The organism is Pseudomonas sp. BRG-100 (assembly GCF_000737955.1).
In the GTDB taxonomy this organism is placed as follows: domain Bacteria; phylum Pseudomonadota; class Gammaproteobacteria; order Pseudomonadales; family Pseudomonadaceae; genus Aquipseudomonas; species Aquipseudomonas synxantha_A.
Genome location: NZ_JPRX01000001.1, coordinates 5,062,799 through 5,080,555, shown reverse-complemented (window position 1 = coordinate 5,080,555; position 17,757 = coordinate 5,062,799). Strand labels below are relative to the sequence as shown.

Below are 17,757 nucleotides of genomic sequence, written 5' to 3'. Positions count from 1 at the left end.
GTCACGATCCTTCTTTCAGTACGCCGTCGGCACCGACCTGCAGGCTGAAAAGCGCGCCGTGGCCGACCTCGACGTTCAGCAGTTGCTCGCGCGGCATCCCACGCGCCCGGGCCAGCAGCAGGCGCATCACGCCGCCATGGCTGACTAACAGTACACGCTGGCCGGCGTAAGCCTGATGCAGGCGTGACACCGCGCCGAGCACCCGCTCGGAAAATGCACTGACAGGCTCGCCTTGGGGCGGCGTGAACGCGTAGGGATCGGCCCAGAACAAACCCAGCCCTTCGGCATCGGTCTCCATCAGCGCCGCGGCGCTCTGGCCTTCCCAGGCACCGAAGTGGAGTTCTTGCAAAGCCGGCTCAAGGCTGACCGGCAGGCCGAGCTGTGCTCCCAGCTCCTGGGCAAACAAGGCGCAGCGTTGCAACGGTGAGCCGATCAACCGATCCCATGGCCCCTGGCCCACCACCGAGGCTCGCATCTGCGCCCAGCCCTTGGCGGTCAAGGCATCGTCCAGGCTGCCGCGCAGGCCGCCGCCCAGCTCGGTTTCGCCGTGGCGCAGCAGGTCCAGGTGCAAGGTCATGCGGGGCGATCTGCCACGGCCGCTTCGGCGAAGGTTGCCATCTGCCCGTGCAACGCACAGGCCAAACGCAACAACGGCACCGCCAGCGCCGCGCCGCTGCCTTCGCCCAGGCGCAAGCCCAGTTCCAGTAGCGGTTCGGCATCCAGGCTGTGCAACACATGGCGATGGCCCGGCTCGGCACCGCGATGCCCGAACACCAGCCATTCGCGGCACGCCGGGTTCAAGCGCACCGCCACCAGCGCGGCAACGCTGCAGATAAACCCATCCACCAGCACCACGATACCTGCCTGCGCACAGGCCAGGTAAGCGCCAACCAACGCGGCAATTTCAAAACCGCCGAGATTGAACAGCGTTTGCAACGCATCACCCCGTTGCCCGGCATGCAGCGCCAAAGCGCGCTCGATGACCGCGACCTTGTGGCTGACGCCCGCTGCATTCAAACCTGTGCCCGGGCCAGTCAGGTCGCTCACCTGGCAATCCAGCAATGCACAGGCCAACGCGCTGGCCGCGGTGGTATTGCCGATACCCATCTCGCCGCCGATAAACACCTGCGCACCGCGTTCCAGAGCGCGGTGCGCGCTGTCTCGGCCGGCTTGCAATGCCAACAGCCCTTGAGCCTGGGTCATCGCCGGGCCATCGACGAAGTTGGCCGTGCCCGCGCCGATATTCACATGACGCACGCCGGGCAAGTTCAGCGAGGGCGTCACCGTGCCAAGATCAATCACTTCCAGCTGCGCATCCAGTTGCCGCGCCAACACGCTGATCGCCGCACCACCGGTGACGAAGTTATGCAACATCTGCCCGGTCACTTCCTGAGGAAATGCCGACACGCCTTCGGCGACCACACCGTGATCACCGGCAAAAATCGCGATCCACAGTTGCTCCACCGACGGCTTGACCTGGCCCTGCAAACCCGCCAGCTGCACCGCCAGCGCTTCCAGCTGGCCGAGGGAACCGGCGGGCTTGGTCAATTGTTGCTGACGCGCCAGCGCCTGTTCATGGGCCGCAGTATCAATGGCCTTGCAGGGGTTGAGCCACCAGGAGTCCGTCATAACGCAGTACCTTTCAAAGTCAGGGGCAGGCCGGCAACCGTCAACACCACACGCTGACACCGCTCGGCCAAGGCTTGATGCAGCCAACCGGCTTCATCCACATAGCGGCGAGTCAATTCGCCCAGCGGCACGACACCCAGACCGGTCTCGTTGCTGACAAAAATGATTTCACCCGGCAGCGAGGCCAGGGTTTGCAGCAGTTGATCGCGCTCGAACACCAGACGATCGCTATCGTCGAGCATCAGCAGATTGGTCAGCCATAACGTCAGGCAGTCCACCAACAGGCAGCGGTCGGTAGCGGCGTTTTCACGCAGCACATGCGCCAGCTCGATGGGTTCTTCAATCAGCCCCCAATGATCCGGGCGACGTTCGCGATGCAGCGCCACCCGCTGATTCATTTCACCATCCAGCGGTTGGCTGGTGGCGATATAAGTGACCGGCAAAGCGCTGTCGCAGGCGAGCTTTTCAGCCAGGCGACTCTTGCCCGAACGGGCACCGCCGAGGATTAATTGATACATGAGCAAATACCTTTTCCAGCCAGCCGAAAAAATTGCGATTGATACCATCCATCGTGGGAGGGGGCTTGCTCCCGATTAAGGTGTATCAGTCGATACCTCAGTGACTGTGAAGCACTTATCGGGAGCAAGCCCCCTCCCACATTTGCGTCCTATACATGCCGTCAAATCCCGCACAATCGACGCAATAAATCCGTATCCAGGTGGTTCTCCACCAAGTCCGCCAACCGCTCGATATCACGCTCGCGCAACCCGTGATAATCCACCTCTTGCACCTCCTGCAATCCGGCCCACCGCAGCAAGGCACTGCACGCCGCCGGTGTTTCGAACAGCCCGTGCAGGTAGGTGCCGAGAATCTGCCCATCAGCACTCAGCGCGCCATCGCTGCGACCATCGTCCAGCAGCACCGCAGCGCTGAGCAGGGCATCGCCTGATGTCACACCCGCGTGAATCTCATACCCACTCACTTCAGCATCTTCGAGCACCAAGCGTCCGCGCACATTGCGCAGCTGCTTGTGCTCCTCCAGCGTTGTGGTAAACGCCAGCAGCCCGAGGCCGGCACTGGACCCGGCCACACCCTCCAGCCCAAGCGGGTCATGCACCTGCTCACCCAGCATCTGCAAACCGCCGCAAATCCCCAGCACCTTGCCGCCATAACGCAGATGCCGCGCCACGGCCGCATCCCAGCCATTGGCGCGCAAGAAGGCCAGATCGCTGCATACGCTTTTGGAGCCAGGCAGGATGACCAGGTCAGCCGCAGGCATCGCCTGGCCCGGCCCGACAAACTGCAAATCCACCTGAGGATGCAGGCGCAGCGGGTCAAAGTCAGTGTGATTGCTGATACGCGGCAACACCGGCACCACCACCTTGAGCACGTGGGCGGCCTTGTCGATCTGGCGCTGGTCGATGCCGTCTTCCGCCTCCAGGTGCAGGTCCATCACGTAGGGCAACACGCCTACAACCGGCTTGCCGGTGCGCGCCTCCAGCCAATCCAGGCCAGGCTGCAACAGCGCGATATCACCGCGAAAACGGTTGATGATGAAGCCCTTGACCCGTGCCTGCTCGCTGGGCGACAGCAATTCCAGGGTACCGACCAGATGAGCAAACACGCCGCCGCGATTGATATCGGCGATCAACAGCACCGGGCAATCCACCGCTTCGGCGAAACCCATGTTGGCGATGTCATTGGCGCGCAAGTTGATCTCGGCCGGGGAGCCCGCACCTTCGACCATCACCACCGGATAGGCTTGACTCAAACGTGCGTGGGAAGCCAACACCGCCTGCATCGCAATGGCTTTGTAGTCGTGATAGGCCACGGCGTTCATGCTGGTCACGGCGCGACCGTGGATGATCACTTGCGAGCCGGTGTCGCTGTTGGGCTTGAGCAGCACCGGGTTCATATCGGTGTGGGGTGCCAGGTTGGCAGCTTGGGCCTGCACTGCCTGGGCGCGGCCGATCTCGCCGCCTTCGGCCGTCACCGCGCTGTTGAGCGCCATGTTCTGCGGCTTGAACGGCACCACCGCAACACCCTGGCGCACCAGCCAACGGCATAGCGCGGTCACCAGGGTACTCTTGCCGGCGTCGGAGGTTGTGCCCTGCACCATCAGTGTACTCATGTGGCTTCCTTGTATGCGGCCAAAGCCTCGCCCAGCCGCAACCAGTCGGCTTCGGTGTCGGGCAAGCCGAAACGTACGCTGCTGTCGTGCACAAACAGGCGCAGCAGGATGCCGCGCTGGGCCATGAATTCGTGCAGGCGCTCGGCATGAGGCGTGATCAACCACTGGAACAATGCGCAGCCGCCGTGAGGTTGAAAGCCTCTGCGCTCAAGCAGTTCGAACAAGCGCTGGCCCGCTTCGATGCATCGATTGCGCTGGCGGGTGTGCCCATCCGTATCGCGCAGGCACACTTGGCCCAATACCCGCGTCGGCCCGCTGACTGCCCAGGGCCCGACCTGTTCGGCCAGCAACTTGAGCAACTTGCGTTCGGCCAGCACAAAGCCCAGGCGTACACCCGCCAGGCCGAAAAACTTGCCGAACGAGCGCAGTACGATCAGACCGACCTGATCGGCATGGCTCGCCAGGCTTGAATCGGGGGTCACGTCCATGAACGCTTCGTCCACCACCAGCCAGCCCCCGCGCTGGACCAGCCGCGCGTGCCAGTCCAGCAAGCGTTGCGGGGGCAGGCTCAGGCCCGTGGGGTTGTTGGGGTTGACCACCACCAGCACATCGAGGCTGTCGAGAAAGAAGTCGACCTCCTGCTCCTGCACTTCACGCACCACATAACCGGCGCGGCGCCAGGCTTCGGCGTGCTCGGCATAGCAAGGCGAAAGCACGCCGACCTTGCCGGAGCGGCGCAGGCGCGGCAGTAACTGGATCGCGGCCTGGGAGCCCGGCACCGGTAACAACTGGGCGGCGCCGTAATACTCGCAGGCGGCCTTCTCCAGGCCGTCATCGGTTTCCGGCAAGCGGGCCCAGGCACGCAGCGGGATCTCGGGAATCGGCCACGGCCAGGGCGCCAGGCCACTGGAGAGATCAAGCCAATCCGCTTCGGCAATCCCGTATTCAATCGCGGCCTTTCGCAGCCGACCACCGTGTTCAAGCATAGATTTGCGCCCCTACGCACAAGACCAGCAGCCACAACCATACGCCGCGCTGCACCAGGTGCCAGCCACGATCAATGGAGTCGGCATCGGCCGGCGGGCCTTCGCCCAACTGCGGGCGCTGATGCACCTCGCCGTGATAAATCGCTGCGCCACCGAGTTCGACGCCCAACGCACCGGCACCGGCAGCCATCACCGGACCGGCGTTAGGGCTGTCCCACGTCGGGCCCTGGGTGCGCCAGCATTTGAGAGACAGGCGGGTTTTGCCCAATAGCGCGTAGGTCAAGGCCACCAGCCGCGCAGGAATGTAGTTGAGCACATCGTCGATCTTTGCAGCCGCCCAGCCAAAACGCTCAAAGCGCTCGTTGCGATAGCCCCACATGGCGTCGAGGGTGTTGCTCAGGCGATAAAGCACCACGCCTGGCACGCCTGCCACCACAAACCAGAACAACGCGGCGAATACCGCATCGCTGCCGTTCTCCAGCACCGACTCGGTTGCGGCGCGCGCAACTTCGGTGCGGTCCAGTTCGCTGGTCTGGCGACTGACCAGGTAACTCACGCGTTTGCGTGCCTCATCCAGATCATCGCTGCGCAGGGCCTGGGCCACCGGCGTCACATGCTCGCCCAGGCTGCGCATGCCCAAGGCGCAGTACAACGCCAGGATTTCCAGGAGCCAGCCGATATATGGCGCCCACGATAACGCGGTGGCCAGCAAGGTCAGGGGCACTACTGCGATAAACCACGCGGTCACGCCATGGCTGCGCCAGCCACGCCCACCGCTATTGAAACGCTGCTCGATGCGCCCGGCGAAGTTGCCGAACGCCACCAGCGGATGCCAGCGCCTGGGTTCACCCAGCAGCGCATCCAGCGCCACCGCAGCGACACACAGCAAGGCCACACTCATTGACTCACTCCCCACTTGTTTTCATACAGCATGTCACTCAGCGGCCGCGGCTCGGTCCAGCCTTCGAGCTGCAACATCGGTGCCGGGTAGAACTCAGCCACCGGCCCCAGGCACAGTATGGCCAGGGGTTTCGCGCCGGCTGGCAAGCCCAGCAGTTCGGCCAACGCCAGGGGTTCGAACAGCGACACCCAGCCCATGCCCAGGCCTTCCACGCGCGCCGCCAGCCACAGGTTCTGGATTGCGCAAGATAGAGACGCCATGTCCATTTCCGGCAAGGTGCGGCGCCCGAAGATGTGGCGCTCGCGATCATCCATCAGTGCAGCCACCAGCACCTCGGCGCAGTCGCTGATGCCTTCGACCTTGAGCTTCATGAAGTCATCGGAGCGCTCGCCCAGGGCCTGCGCGGTGCGCGCGCGCTCTTCTTCCACCAACTGTTGAATCTGCCTGCGCAATGAGCGGTCGCTGATGCGGATAAAACGCCACGGTTGCATCAGGCCTACACTGGGTGCCTGGTGCGCGGCCTGGAGCAGGCGGTGCAACAGTTCCGGGGCGACGCTGCCGCCGGTGAAGTGGCGCATGTCGCGGCGTTCGGCGATGGCGCGGTAAACGGCCTGGCGGTCGGCCTCGGGGAAGGCGTTGTCAGTCATGGCCTCATCGGGGGCAAGCCCCCTCCCACATTGGATTGGGTTTCAACTCGGTCAACTGTGGGAGCTGGCTTGCCTGCGATAGCGGTCTCAAGGTCTGGCGCGAACAACGCGGCCACCGCGCCAGGATTCGACGGAAAATAAAAGTGCACGTAGGAAGCGGTCAGCCGCCCTTGTCGGTAAACCGCTTCAGCCCCGCGCCCGCCGTTAGGGCTCAGGCCACGGGAGATCGGCGCCAATGCGGTGCTGGTCAAGGAGTGGTGATAAGTGTGCCCGCGCAACGTGCCTTCCGGCAATTCGACACTTTGCAGGGCCAGTGCCGCGAGTTTCTTTTGCATCACCGCATCGCCTGGCAGCACGCCAAGCAGTTCGGCTCGGGCGCCCTCTACATCCGTCAGCGAATCGAGCAGATAGAGCATGCCGCCACATTCGGCGAGCAGTGGCTTGCCGGCGGCGTGATGAGCACGGATGGCCTCCAGCATCGAGGTGTTTGCCGACAGCGCCTGGTGGTGCAGCTCCGGGTACCCGCCTGGCAGGTAAAGGCTGTCTGCCTGCGGCAGTTGGCGATCATGAATAGGTGAGAAGAATGTCAGCTCTGCGCCCATGGCCCGCAGCAAATCCAGGCTGGCGCCATAGGTAAAGGCAAAGGCTTCGTCACGGGCGACGGCGATACGCACACCGGCAAGTAACGGTTCGGCCTTGATCACTTCGGGCGCGGCAAAGGTCACGGGGGGCGGCAGGGCCACTTCGCAGCTGCTGCCCAATGCCTGGGCGGCAGCATCCAGGCGTACATCGAGGTCATTGAGTTCGCTGGCTTGCACCAGGCCCAGGTGGCGGCTCGGCAGTTCGATACCGGTCTCGCGGGATAACGCGCCGTACCAACGCAAGCCCTCCGTGAGGCTGCCTTCGAGCAACTGGGCATGGCGCAGGGTGCCGACACGGTTGGCCAGCACGCCGGCGAACGGCAGGTCGGGCTGATAGCGCGCCAGGCCCAGGGCCAGGGCACCAAAGGTCTGGGCCATGGCAGTCCCGTCGATCACCCCCAGCACTGGCACGCCGAAGTGCCGCGCCAGGTCGGCGCTGGAGGGGGTACCGTCGAACAGCCCCATCACGCCTTCGATCAGGATCAGGTCGGCCTCCCCCGCCGCTTCCCACAGCAGACGACGACTTTCCTGCTCGCCCACCATCCACATGTCCAATTGATACACCGGCGCACCGCTGGCGCGCTCGTGGATCATCGGGTCGAGAAAGTCCGGCCCGCATTTGAACACGCGCACCTTGCGCCCCAGGTTGCGATGCAAACGGGCCAGCGCAGCGGTGACCGTGGTTTTGCCTTGGCCGGACGCCGGAGCGGCGATCAAGACGGCTGGGCATTGGCGGGGCTGATTCAAAGTTCAACGCCCTTCTGTGCCTTGATACCGGCCTGGAACGCGTGCTTGAGCATGCCCATTTCGGTGACGGTGTCGCCCATTTCGATCAATTCAGGCTTGGCACCACGGCCAGTGACCACCACATGCTGCATCGGCGGGCGGGCTTGCAGGTCGCTTAGTACCTGGTCCAGGTCGAGGTAGCCGTGCTTGAGAGCGATGTTCAGTTCATCCAGCACCACCAGGCCAATGGAAGGGTCATTGAGCATTGCCCGCGACACCGCCCAAGCTGCTTCGGCGGCGGCGATATCGCGTTGACGATCCTGGGTTTCCCAGGTGAAGCCTTCGCCCATGACGTGGAAGCGAACTTGCTCGGGGAAGCGCCGGAAGAACAGCTCTTCGCCTGTGCTGTTGCGGCCCTTGATGAACTGCACCACACCGCACTGCATGCCGTGGCCCATGGCGCGGGCCAACATGCCGAAGGCCGAACTGCTCTTGCCTTTGCCGTTGCCGGTCAATACCAGCAACAAGCCGCACTCATTCGGCGAATTGGCGATGCGCTCGTCGATCACGGCTTTTTTGCGCAACATGCGCGCCAGGTGGCGTTCGTCGCGGTCGGGGGAATCGGTCATGGCAGCTCTCCGTTGGGGCTGGACAAAAACGGCGGGCAGGAAAAAGAAAAAACAGACAGCCAAGCATCGCCCACCGTGATGCTGTTGAATGTTCAAGGCCGGTCTCCGGACTCATGAGTGGCGCGTCTTGTCGAAGCAGCCGAGGGCGCGCCTTCCCATATCGCGGGCGATACAGTGGCAAACAGCACCGTCTTGACTCATTTACCGTTGCGGGGGCAGCGCCGGAATCGCGGCAGCACTGTGTACAAGTGCGCTCGCTCACCGGCTTCCCTGTTTCACCCTGTCGACGCGCACGCCACAGAGCACCTGGAACAAGCCGCGAAGGTTAGTGGGTTGGGGGTGGAGCGTCAATTAAAGCTGGCCTTGTACTTGAACCATCCGTACAGCGTGCTTCTCTACCCTTACAGGTATCAAGGAGAAAACCATGCCTAAAACCCGACTGGCCTTACTGATCATGCTCACCGGCAGCCTCGCCGCCTGCGGCGAAAGCTCTACCTTGCAAGTCTCCGATGGCACCGGGCCCTCGCCCAAACTGCCGGAGCCGAACAAGACGCTGATTCCCACCGTCAACATCGCCCCGGCGATCGGTTGGCCTGAAGGCGCCAAGCCAACGGCTGCCGCCGGCACCCAAGTGGCCGCATTCGCCGAGGGCCTGGAGCATCCACGCTGGCTCTACGTACTGCCCAACGGCGACGTGTTGGTGGCCGAGACCAATGCGCCACCCAAGCCAGACGACACCAAAGGCGTGCGGGGTTGGGTGATGGAAAAAGTCATGGGCCGCGCCGGTGCCGGTGTGCCGAGCCCGAACCGCATTACGTTGTTGCGCGATGCCGATCATGACGGCGTGGCCGAAACGCGTACGGTATTTCTGCAAAATCTGAATTCGCCGTTTGGCATGACACTGGTGGGCAACGACCTGTACGTGGCGGACTCGGACAAGTTGCTGCGTTTTCCTTATCAGCCAGGTGAAACCGCAATCACATCCCCAGGCACAACAGTCGTGGAGTTGCCAGGTGGCCCCTTGAACCACCACTGGACGAAAAACGTGGTGGCCAGCAAGGATGGCAGCAAGTTGTATGTGAGCGTCGGCTCCAACAGCAACGTTGGCGAAAACGGCCTGGACGTCGAGCAAGGCCGAGCTGCAATCTGGGAAGTCGATCGCGCCACCGGCCAACACCGCATTTTTGCCTCCGGTCTGCGTAACCCCAATGGCATGGCCTGGGAACCACAGAGCGGCAAGCTGTGGACGGCGGTCAATGAGCGCGATGAAATCGGCAGCGACCTGGTGCCGGACTACATCACCTCGGTTAAGGATGGCGGCTTCTATGGCTGGCCCTTCAGCTATTATGGCCAGCATGTGGATGTTCGCGTCACGCCGCAAAACCTGGACTTGGTTGCCAAAGCCATCGCGCCAGACTACGCGGTAGGCCCGCACACCGCTTCACTGGGGCTGACCTTCGCCGAGGGCAGCAAGTTGCCTGCGCAATTCAGCAACGGCGCGTTTATCGGCCAGCATGGTTCGTGGAATCGCAAGCCGCATAGTGGCTACAAGGTGATTTTTGTGCCGTTTGAAGAGGGCCAGCCGAAAGGACAGCCGGTGGATGTGCTGACGGGGTTTCTCAACAGCGACGAGAAAGCCATGGGCCGGCCGGTGGGCGTGGTGATTGATCAGCAGGGTGATTTGCTGGTGGCTGATGATGTGGGCAATAAGGTGTGGCGGGTTTCTGCAGCCAAGTAACCCATCTCAAGAGCATTGCAAATAATGTGGGAGGGGGCTTGCCCCCGATTGCGGTCTGTCAGCTGAGTATGTGCCGACTGTTACACCACTATCGGGGGCAAGCCCCCTCCCACACTGGATCTATGTACGACTCAAGGGTTGCGCGCCAGATTCCCCGGTAAAACCCGCTTGGCACTCAGGTAGGCATTCTGCCAATACGCTTTGGATAGCGTGTCGAGCTTAACCGTACCGCCGGTTTGCGGCGCATGCACAAAGCGCCCTTCCCCGACATAGATTCCCGCATGGCTGACCCGTGAACCACCGCCTGTGGCGAAGAACAGCAAGTCACCGGTTTGCAGGTTCTGCTCGCTGACGTCCTGGCCACGCATCACGATCAGTTCGCGGGTGGTGCGCGGCAGGGAAATGCCGGCGGCGTCGCGGAACACAAAGCCGATCAGGCCACTGCAATCAAACCCCGAATCCGGTGTGTTGCCGCCCCAGCGATAAGGCGTGCCGACCAGGCCCAGCGCACGGAAGAGCACGTCTTCGGCAGCAGGCGAAAAATTCTGGGTGGCGTAGTTGAATACCGGCTTGGGCTTGACCGCTACAGGCGCGGGCGGCGGTGGACGGCTGGCGCAGGCGCTGAGCAGCGCGGCGCAAACAATGAGCATCAGGCGGGCCGAGGTCGACATGTGCAGAACAATCCTGGTCTGGATGCGGCTTTCGCTGCCGAACGTTGAAAACCAGAACGCGCAAGCAAAGCTCGCGCGAACGGATAACAACAATGTCCAGGGATTCTAGCGCTTACACGTCAAACTTCAAGTATCACTTTAACTTTACTTACTAGCGGTAACCGTAGTCGGGGCCATGGCGAGTGCGCGCTTGGCTTCGATGAAGGTTTTGCTCCAGTAGCTGTCGCCCAGGTTATCGACCCGAACACCACCGCTGCGGCGGCTGCTGGAGTGGATAAACTGGTTATCGCCCAGGTAGATACCGGCGTGGCTGACACGACCACGACCACTGGTACTAAAGAAAAGCAGATCGCCCGGCTTGAGGTTGTTGCGTGCGACCAACGGTGCATCCACGTTGATCATTTCGCGGGTGGAGCGAGGCAGGTTCATGCCAGCTTCTTCACGAAACAGATAACCGATGAAACCGCTGCAATCGAAACCGGCTTCAGAGGTGCCGCCAAAACGGTAACGAGTACCGATCAGGGACTTGCCGCGTTCAAGAATGCTGTCGGCCAGAAGGGGCAGCTGGTAAGGCTTGCTGTCTGAAAACTCGGCGAGTTCTTTTTCGGTTGCCATCTCTTCTTCATAAACAGAAGCAGACTGTGCAGCAACGAACTTGGCCTGATTTTGAACCTGTGGTTTGGGCTGTTCTGCCACCTGTTGAGGGTGGGAGGCGCAACCAAACAATAGGGTAACGAGTGCGAGAGGCACGAGGGGTGCGAAGCGATTTAGCATGGGCACGACCGTGGCTGATGTGTAAAGAAGCCGAGACTATGCCCTCTATCACATCGATTTGCAAATTCAATCGTGATCTATGTGACTTATTGTTTGGACTATGCCATCTAAGCCGTAATTCCATTTATCACTGCACTTGCGTGGCCCGCTGGGCTCAAACGCAGGTTTTCTGGCGCCCGTAAAATGCCGATTAGTGGCAAATCAACGCCTTACCAACCCAGCGTTTCTTTCAGAAAAGGAATCGTCAATTTTCTTTGCGCCTGCAACGAAGCCTGGTCAAGCTGCTCAAGCAAATCGAACAGCGCGCTCATGCTGCGGGTGCCACGAGTCAGGATAAAGTGCCCGACTTCGTCGGTCAGGTGCAGGCCACGTCGGGAAGCACGCAGCTGCAGGGCACGCAACTTGTCCTCATCGGACAACGGGCGCATCTGGAAGATCAGCGCCAGGGTCAGGCGCGACTTGAGGTCGGCCAGCTTCACCGGCAGCTCACGAGGCGATGTGGAAGCGGCGATCAGCAAACGACGACCGCTGTCGCGCAGGCGGTTGAACAGGTGAAACAGCGCTTCTTCCCAATCCGCCTTGCCGGCCACCGCCTGCAAGTCGTCCAGGCACACCAGTTCGTATTGCTCAAGGTTGTCGAAGATGCCGATGCCGCGGTCCATCAACTCGGCCAGGGGCAAATACACTGCCGGCTCGCCCATCTGTTCGAAACGCAGGCACGCGGCCTGCAACAGGTGGGTACGCCCCACGCCATGCTTGCCCCACAGATAGATCAGGCTTTCAGTCCACCCGGCGTCGGCTTCGCAAAGCCGCTCCACATAGCCGAGTGCAGCGGCATTGGCGCCTGGGTAGTAATTGATAAAGGTAGCGTCATCACGCAGACGCACACCTAGGGGCAGCTGAATCGGTTTCATGCTGACTGAACGGCTCCCATCGAACCGTTAGTGGCCTCTGTGTAAAGTTTGCAAAGTTTATACCCGTGACGCCGGGTGCACAATGCAGCAGACCACAAGCAAAATCAAAGGTTTGCGTTAACTTGGCGGTTTTACGCGGATTGTTTGACGCACCACCGCCAGAAACAACAAACCCGGCCTTGGCCGGGTTTGTGACATTGCGATTACAACTCGGGCTCATCAACGCCCGTATACACGTCCGAATCCTTGTACAAGTCGTGAACATGACGCACCAGCACCATGATCACCGCCGCCACCGGCAGCGCCAGCAGAATGCCGGTAAACCCGAACAACTCGCCACCCGCCAGGATCGCAAAGATCACCGCCACCGGGTGCAGGCCAATCCGATCGCCTACCAGCAACGGCGTAAGTACCATGCCTTCCAATGCCTGGCCGACCATGAACACCGCGACAATCCCCAGCATTGGGTAGAGGTCGCCGCCAAACTGGAACAGACCGGCCACCAGCGCCGCACCGATACCAATCACAAAGCCCATATACGGCACGATGGCTGCCAGGCCTGCGATCAAGCCGATCAACAGCCCCAGCTCCAGGCCGATGGCCATCAAGCCAGCTGCGTAGATCACCCCCAGCGCCAGCATCACCAGCAACTGACCGCGAACGAATGCCCCCAGTACTTCATGGCATTCTGCAGCAAGGGAGACGATGCGTTCTTCACGGTCACGGGGCAGCAGGCTGCGGATCTTGGCCATCATGATGTCCCAATCACGCAGCAGGTAAAACGCCACCACCGGGATCAGCACCAGGTTGGTCAACCAGCCGATCAGCGCCAGGCTCGAAGCGGTTGCCTGGCTGAGCACCACCGTGACGATATCGGTGGTCTTGTCCATATGCTCGCTGATGGCCGCCTTGACCTTGTCGAACTTCCAGAACCCATCCGCCAACCCGAACTTGGACTGGGCCCACGGCATTGCCGTGTGCTGCAACCAGTCGAGCATCTGCGGCGCCAGCTCGTAGAGGCGAAACAGCTGCTTGGCCAGCATCGGCACCAGTATCAACACCAGCGCCGTGATAATCAGCGTGAACAGTGCGAACACCGTGACCACGCCAAAAGTACGCGACATACCGGCTTTTTCCAGGCGATCCACCACGGGATCGAACAGATAGGCGAGCAACAGCGCCACCAGAAACGGCGTCAGGATCGAATGCAGCAAGAACACAAAACCGCACAGCAGGACTATCCCGCCAAGCCACACCCAACGACGCGTATCCGCCATAAACCACTCCATCTATTATCGACGCCCTTCTTCTATATAGAAGAAGGAGCACTATTTACCAACGAAACCGCAGTTGCGCCTGAGGCTCAGGTACAGCAGCCGGTTGCGTGCCATCGACCACAGGTTGCTGGGCCGGGGTTTCACCTGCGGGAATTTCCTGCAACTTGGCCAGGCTCAATTGGGTACGCAGCTGCTCGGCACTGCCGTTGACGCGATACACAATGCGATTGCCATCCACTAACTGCGGCTGACCGCCAAAGGGCTCCAGCAACCGGCCCAGGACGGCGTAGCGCTCCAGGTTCATGCCTTGCACTTCCAGCAGCTGCTCGCTGCTCACACCAGGCTTGACCGCAAAGCGCGGCGCCAGCTTTTGGCTGACCTCCAGCAATACAGCATCTGCCAGTGCGGCAGTATCAGCGCCTTGGACGGTGCCTTGCTCAGACTTATCGCCCAGCCACAGACGCCATTTGGCCTGCCACTGATTACCTTCCTGACGCGCATGCACAGCCAGCAACGCATCGGCTCCGTAGCGCTCGGAGGCTGCACGCAAGGGCGCAGCGTCCGCGCTTTCCAGATTCGGTGCAGTGGCAACCACTTGCTCATCCAGGTCGCCCAGCGGCAGGCGCAACGGCAAGCCACGGTGTTGCGCGGCGCGGCGCAGTGTCTGGGCAACCGCCTGGCCATCGCCGACCAGGCTGCTGCCTTCGGTGGAATCGTTCAGCCACCAACCGAGAATCGACGGCCGATTACTGCCCCAGATCGACAGGCCGGCATCACGCAAGGCGCGGTCGGTGCTGACCGGGTCGAAGTCCACTTGCAGGCTCTCGGGCGGGCCCGCGTCGTAGCCATATTGGGTGATGATTTGTTGCGGGTCCTTGCGGATTGCCGCCAGGCCCGGGCCATCGGCGGCCTTGGCGTCGCCGGTGAGGCGAATCACCAGAGTCTGCACGGCGCGCTGGGTGGCCTGGTCACGCTCCTGGGGCGACTGGCTGCTGACCGGTTCGAGCACTTGATAGAGGCCATTGAGGGTTTCGGCATGACTCGCCAGGCTGACCAACGACAAACAGCCCACAAAGAAGAATTTACACAGACGCATGGAAGATTCCCGAACGACAAATTTAGCGGCTGGAACAGACCGCGTGAATCGGTTTAGCCAGGCTGTGACCACAGCACCCGGCAAAACATTCACAGGGCCTCGGTAAGTTTTTGTACTGTCATAACGATAGCGGGTTCAAGGCTATACCTTAATACGCCGCTTGGCAGAGCCGATCAGCATTTTTTAACCGGCTTTTTTAATCTATATGGCCCTGCCCGTCGGCCCGAGGATGGCCGCTGCCCTTCAAGCCTGATAAAATCGCGCGCCTTCGCAGACCGTCAACGGCAGCGGCCTTTTTAAAAAGCGCCCGCCCGCTCGGTCGTTACCCCTGAATCCCCCCCTAAAGGCCTGGATCATGAGCAAGCAACCCTCCCTGAGCTACAAGGACGCCGGTGTAGACATCGACGCCGGTGAAGCATTGGTCGAACGCATCAAGAGCGTCGCCAAGCGCACTGCGCGCCCTGAAGTCATGGGCGGCCTGGGCGGTTTTGGCGCCCTCTGCGAAATCCCGGCCGGCTACAAGCAGCCTGTACTGGTGTCCGGCACCGACGGCGTAGGCACCAAGCTGCGCCTGGCCCTGAACCTGAACAAGCACGACAGCATCGGCATCGACCTGGTTGCCATGTGCGTCAACGACCTGGTGGTGTGCGGCGCCGAGCCGTTGTTCTTCCTCGACTACTACGCCACCGGCAAGCTCAATGTCGAAACCGCAACCCAGGTGGTCACCGGCATCGGCGCCGGCTGCGAACTGTCGGGGTGCTCGCTGGTCGGCGGCGAAACCGCTGAAATGCCAGGCATGTACGAAGGCGAAGATTACGACCTGGCCGGTTTCTGCGTCGGCGTCGTGGAAAAAGCCGAGATCATCGACGGCTCCAAAGTGGCTGCTGGCGACGCCCTGCTCGCCCTGCCATCGTCCGGCCCGCACTCCAACGGTTACTCGCTGATCCGCAAGATCATCGAAGTGTCCGGCGCCGACATCGAGAACATCCAGCTCGACGGCAAGCCTCTGACCGACCTGCTGATGGCCCCGACCCGCATTTACGTCAAGCCACTGCTCAAGCTGATCAAGGACACCGGCGCCGTCAAGGCCATGGCCCACATCACCGGCGGCGGTCTGCTGGACAACATCCCGCGCGTCCTGCCAAAAGGCGCCCAGGCGATTGTCGACGTGGCCAGTTGGCAGCGCCCGGCAGTCTTCGATTGGCTGCAAGAGAAAGGCAACGTCAACGAAACCGAGATGCACCGCGTGCTGAACTGCGGTGTGGGCATGGTCATCTGCGTGGCGCAAGAGCACGTTGAAACCGCGCTGAACGTATTGCGTGAAGCCGGCGAGCAACCTTGGGTCATCGGCCAGATCGCCACTGCTCCAGAAGGCGCAGCCCAGGTTGAACTGAAGAACCTTAAGGCGCACTGATGCCTGCAACCTGTGATGTCGTGGTGCTGCTCTCCGGCACCGGCAGTAACTTGCAGGCCCTGATCGATAGCACGCGCAGCGGCGACAGCCCGGTGCGCATCGCTGCGGTGATTTCCAACCGCAGCGACGCCTACGGCCTGCAACGCGCCAGGGACGCGGGTATCGACACCCGCTCGCTGGATCACAAGGCGTTCGACGGCCGCGAGGCCTTCGACCGCGCCCTGGTCGAACTGATCGACGCCTTCAAACCCAAGCTCGTCGTGCTTGCCGGCTTCATGCGCATCCTCAGTGCTGATTTCGTGCGGCACTACGAAGGGCGCCTGCTCAATATCCACCCTTCCCTGCTGCCCAAGTACAAAGGCATGCACACCCATCAGCGCGCCCTCGACGCCGGCGACAGCGAGCATGGCTGCAGCGTGCACTTTGTCACCGAGGAACTCGATGGCGGGCCTCTGGTCGTACAGGCAGTGGTTCCGGTAGAGTCAGGCGACTCGGCGCAGACGCTTGCGCAACGGGTTCATACCCAGGAACACAGGATTTACCCGCTGGCTGTTCGCTGGTTTGCCGAGGGACGGTTGATTCTTGGTGACCAGGGTGCATTATTGGACGGTCAGTTACTCGCGGCCAGCGGCCACTTGATTCGAACCTAGGAGATTTTATGCGTCGCGCCCTGCTCTTCGCTTTTGCGCTGTTCGCTTTGCCTGCCGTACAAGCGGCAGACCTTCACCCTTTCTCCGTCAGCTACACCGCCGACTGGAAGCAACTGCCCATGAGTGGTTCGGCTGAACGCAGCCTGACCAAAAACGGCGACGGCACCTGGACCTTGAACTTCAAGGCCTCGATGATGATTGCCAGCCTGACCGAAACCAGCGTGATCCTGTTCGACAAGGACACCCTGCAACCCAAGAGCTACAGCTTCGAGCGCGGCGGTTTGGGCAAGGCTAAGAAGATCAACCTGGATTTCGACCAGGCGAACAAGAAAATCACCGGCTTTGAAAACAAGGATCCGGTCAACGTCACCCTCGAAAGCGGCATGCTCGACAAGTCCACGTATCAGCTCGCCCTTCAGCGCGACGTGGCTGCCGGCAAGAAGAGCATGAGCTACCGAGTGGCCGAAGGTACTGATGTCGATACCTATGACTTCCGTGTGATTGGCCCGGAAAAGGTTCAGACCAAGGTAGGCTCCATTGACGCGATCAAGGTTGAACGCGTACGTGATCCCTCCCAGAGCAAGCGCATCACGCAGATGTGGTTTGCCAAGGACCAGGGCGGCATTCTGGTTGCCCTGCGCCAGGTTGAGACCGACGGCAAGGAATACAACATCATGCTGCAGGATGGCACCGTTGACGGTAAGGCCGTCAAAGGCAGCTGATTGCGCTGATGAGCTGGAAGAGAGCCTCGCTGAATGCGGGGCTTTTTTTTGCCTGGAAATTTTACTGTGAAGCTTATGACGCTATCGGGAGCACGCCCCCTCCCACAGTGGAATGCATTTCAAATGTGGGAGGGGGCTTGCTCCCGATAGCGGTGGTAGGGCCGACAAAGGTCTTATTGCTAGAAGCAAACATGAAACTTTTGTCATAAAA

Annotated in this window: 18 protein-coding genes and 1 riboswitch; of the genes, 4 read left to right on the top strand and 14 right to left on the bottom strand. The window is 61.4% G+C overall.

All coding sequences use genetic code 11. From position 1 onward, the window contains the following. Position 1 precedes the first annotated feature (1 nt). From cobC to cobO, 9 genes are all read right to left on the bottom strand, one after another. The gene (gene cobC / locus JH25_RS04890) at positions 2–577 is read right to left on the bottom strand and encodes an alpha-ribazole phosphatase family protein (protein WP_032880038.1); all 576 of its coding nucleotides are present in this window, start codon (positions 575–577) and stop codon (positions 2–4) included. Beyond that, positions 574–1,629 carry a nicotinate-nucleotide--dimethylbenzimidazole phosphoribosyltransferase gene (gene cobT, locus JH25_RS04895; protein WP_032880037.1) on the bottom strand — a complete coding sequence of 352 codons (1,056 nt, stop codon included), beginning with the start codon at positions 1,627–1,629 and terminating at the stop codon, positions 574–576. The genes cobC and cobT overlap by 4 nt, the downstream gene beginning before the upstream one ends. Next, positions 1,626–2,147 (bottom strand): bifunctional adenosylcobinamide kinase/adenosylcobinamide-phosphate guanylyltransferase, encoded by a 522-nt coding sequence (gene cobU / locus JH25_RS04900; protein ID WP_032880036.1) that lies wholly within the window; start codon positions 2,145–2,147, stop codon positions 1,626–1,628. Before cobU ends, cobT begins: the two co-directional genes overlap by 4 nt. A 161-nt stretch (positions 2,148–2,308) precedes the next feature. Beyond that, a complete protein-coding gene (locus tag JH25_RS04905) occupies positions 2,309–3,760 on the bottom strand; it encodes a cobyric acid synthase (RefSeq protein WP_032880035.1) in 1,452 nt (483 codons plus the stop codon). After that, positions 3,757–4,746, bottom strand: coding sequence for a threonine-phosphate decarboxylase CobD (cobD, locus tag JH25_RS04910; RefSeq protein WP_032880034.1), 990 nt, complete (start codon positions 4,744–4,746; stop codon positions 3,757–3,759). Before cobD ends, JH25_RS04905 begins: the two co-directional genes overlap by 4 nt. Next, complete coding sequence (cbiB, locus tag JH25_RS04915; RefSeq protein WP_032880032.1) at positions 4,739–5,647, bottom strand: adenosylcobinamide-phosphate synthase CbiB; 909 nt, start codon at positions 5,645–5,647, stop codon at positions 4,739–4,741. Before cbiB ends, cobD begins: the two co-directional genes overlap by 8 nt. Continuing rightward, complete coding sequence (gene bluB, locus JH25_RS04920; RefSeq protein WP_032880030.1) at positions 5,644–6,294, bottom strand: 5,6-dimethylbenzimidazole synthase; 651 nt, start codon at positions 6,292–6,294, stop codon at positions 5,644–5,646. The genes cbiB and bluB overlap by 4 nt, the downstream gene beginning before the upstream one ends. Further along, positions 6,291–7,682, bottom strand: a complete 1,392-nt coding sequence (locus tag JH25_RS04925) for a cobyrinate a,c-diamide synthase (protein ID WP_032880028.1) — start codon at positions 7,680–7,682, stop codon at positions 6,291–6,293. The genes bluB and JH25_RS04925 overlap by 4 nt, the downstream gene beginning before the upstream one ends. Further along, entirely contained in the window at positions 7,679–8,290 is a 612-nt protein-coding gene (gene cobO / locus JH25_RS04930; protein ID WP_005790169.1) for a cob(I)yrinic acid a,c-diamide adenosyltransferase, read from the bottom strand. Before cobO ends, JH25_RS04925 begins: the two co-directional genes overlap by 4 nt. A gap of 79 nt (positions 8,291–8,369) precedes the next feature. Beyond that, a riboswitch (cobalamin riboswitch) is annotated at positions 8,370–8,615 on the bottom strand. A gap of 99 nt (positions 8,616–8,714) precedes the next feature. On the opposite strand from cobO, the gene JH25_RS04935 reads away from it, so the two are divergent. After that, positions 8,715–10,028, top strand: coding sequence for a PQQ-dependent sugar dehydrogenase (locus JH25_RS04935; RefSeq protein WP_032880026.1), 1,314 nt, complete (start codon positions 8,715–8,717; stop codon positions 10,026–10,028). 131 nt (positions 10,029–10,159) lie between these two features. Here JH25_RS04935 and JH25_RS04940 read toward each other — a convergent pair whose 3' ends face one another. The 5 genes from JH25_RS04940 to JH25_RS04960 form a co-directional block, all read right to left on the bottom strand. After that, positions 10,160–10,699, bottom strand: coding sequence for a C40 family peptidase (locus JH25_RS04940; RefSeq protein WP_005790173.1), 540 nt, complete (start codon positions 10,697–10,699; stop codon positions 10,160–10,162). 144 nt (positions 10,700–10,843) lie between these two features. Next, entirely contained in the window at positions 10,844–11,473 is a 630-nt protein-coding gene (locus JH25_RS04945; protein ID WP_005790175.1) for a C40 family peptidase, read from the bottom strand. A gap of 209 nt (positions 11,474–11,682) precedes the next feature. After that, complete coding sequence (gene hda / locus JH25_RS04950; protein WP_027603798.1) at positions 11,683–12,387, bottom strand: DnaA regulatory inactivator Hda; 705 nt, start codon at positions 12,385–12,387, stop codon at positions 11,683–11,685. A 203-nt stretch (positions 12,388–12,590) separates the two neighbouring features. Beyond that, the gene (locus JH25_RS04955; RefSeq protein ID WP_032880024.1) at positions 12,591–13,664 is read right to left on the bottom strand and encodes an AI-2E family transporter; all 1,074 of its coding nucleotides are present in this window, start codon (positions 13,662–13,664) and stop codon (positions 12,591–12,593) included. 55 nt (positions 13,665–13,719) lie between these two features. Continuing rightward, a complete protein-coding gene (locus JH25_RS04960) occupies positions 13,720–14,760 on the bottom strand; it encodes a DUF2066 domain-containing protein (RefSeq protein WP_032880022.1) in 1,041 nt (346 codons plus the stop codon). Between the two features lie 355 nt (positions 14,761–15,115). Here JH25_RS04960 and purM point away from each other — a divergent pair, with 355 nt between their 5' ends. The 3 genes from purM to JH25_RS04975 are packed head-to-tail and all read left to right on the top strand — an operon-like array spanning position 15,116 to position 17,546. After that, complete coding sequence (gene purM, locus JH25_RS04965) at positions 15,116–16,174, top strand: phosphoribosylformylglycinamidine cyclo-ligase (protein WP_005790182.1); 1,059 nt, start codon at positions 15,116–15,118, stop codon at positions 16,172–16,174. Beyond that, entirely contained in the window at positions 16,174–16,824 is a 651-nt protein-coding gene (gene purN / locus JH25_RS04970) for a phosphoribosylglycinamide formyltransferase (RefSeq protein ID WP_032880020.1), read from the top strand. The genes purM and purN overlap by 1 nt, the downstream gene beginning before the upstream one ends. 8 nt (positions 16,825–16,832) lie before the next feature. Beyond that, a complete protein-coding gene (locus JH25_RS04975; protein WP_032880017.1) occupies positions 16,833–17,546 on the top strand; it encodes a DUF3108 domain-containing protein in 714 nt (237 codons plus the stop codon). The last annotated feature ends 211 nt before the right edge of the window (positions 17,547–17,757 follow it).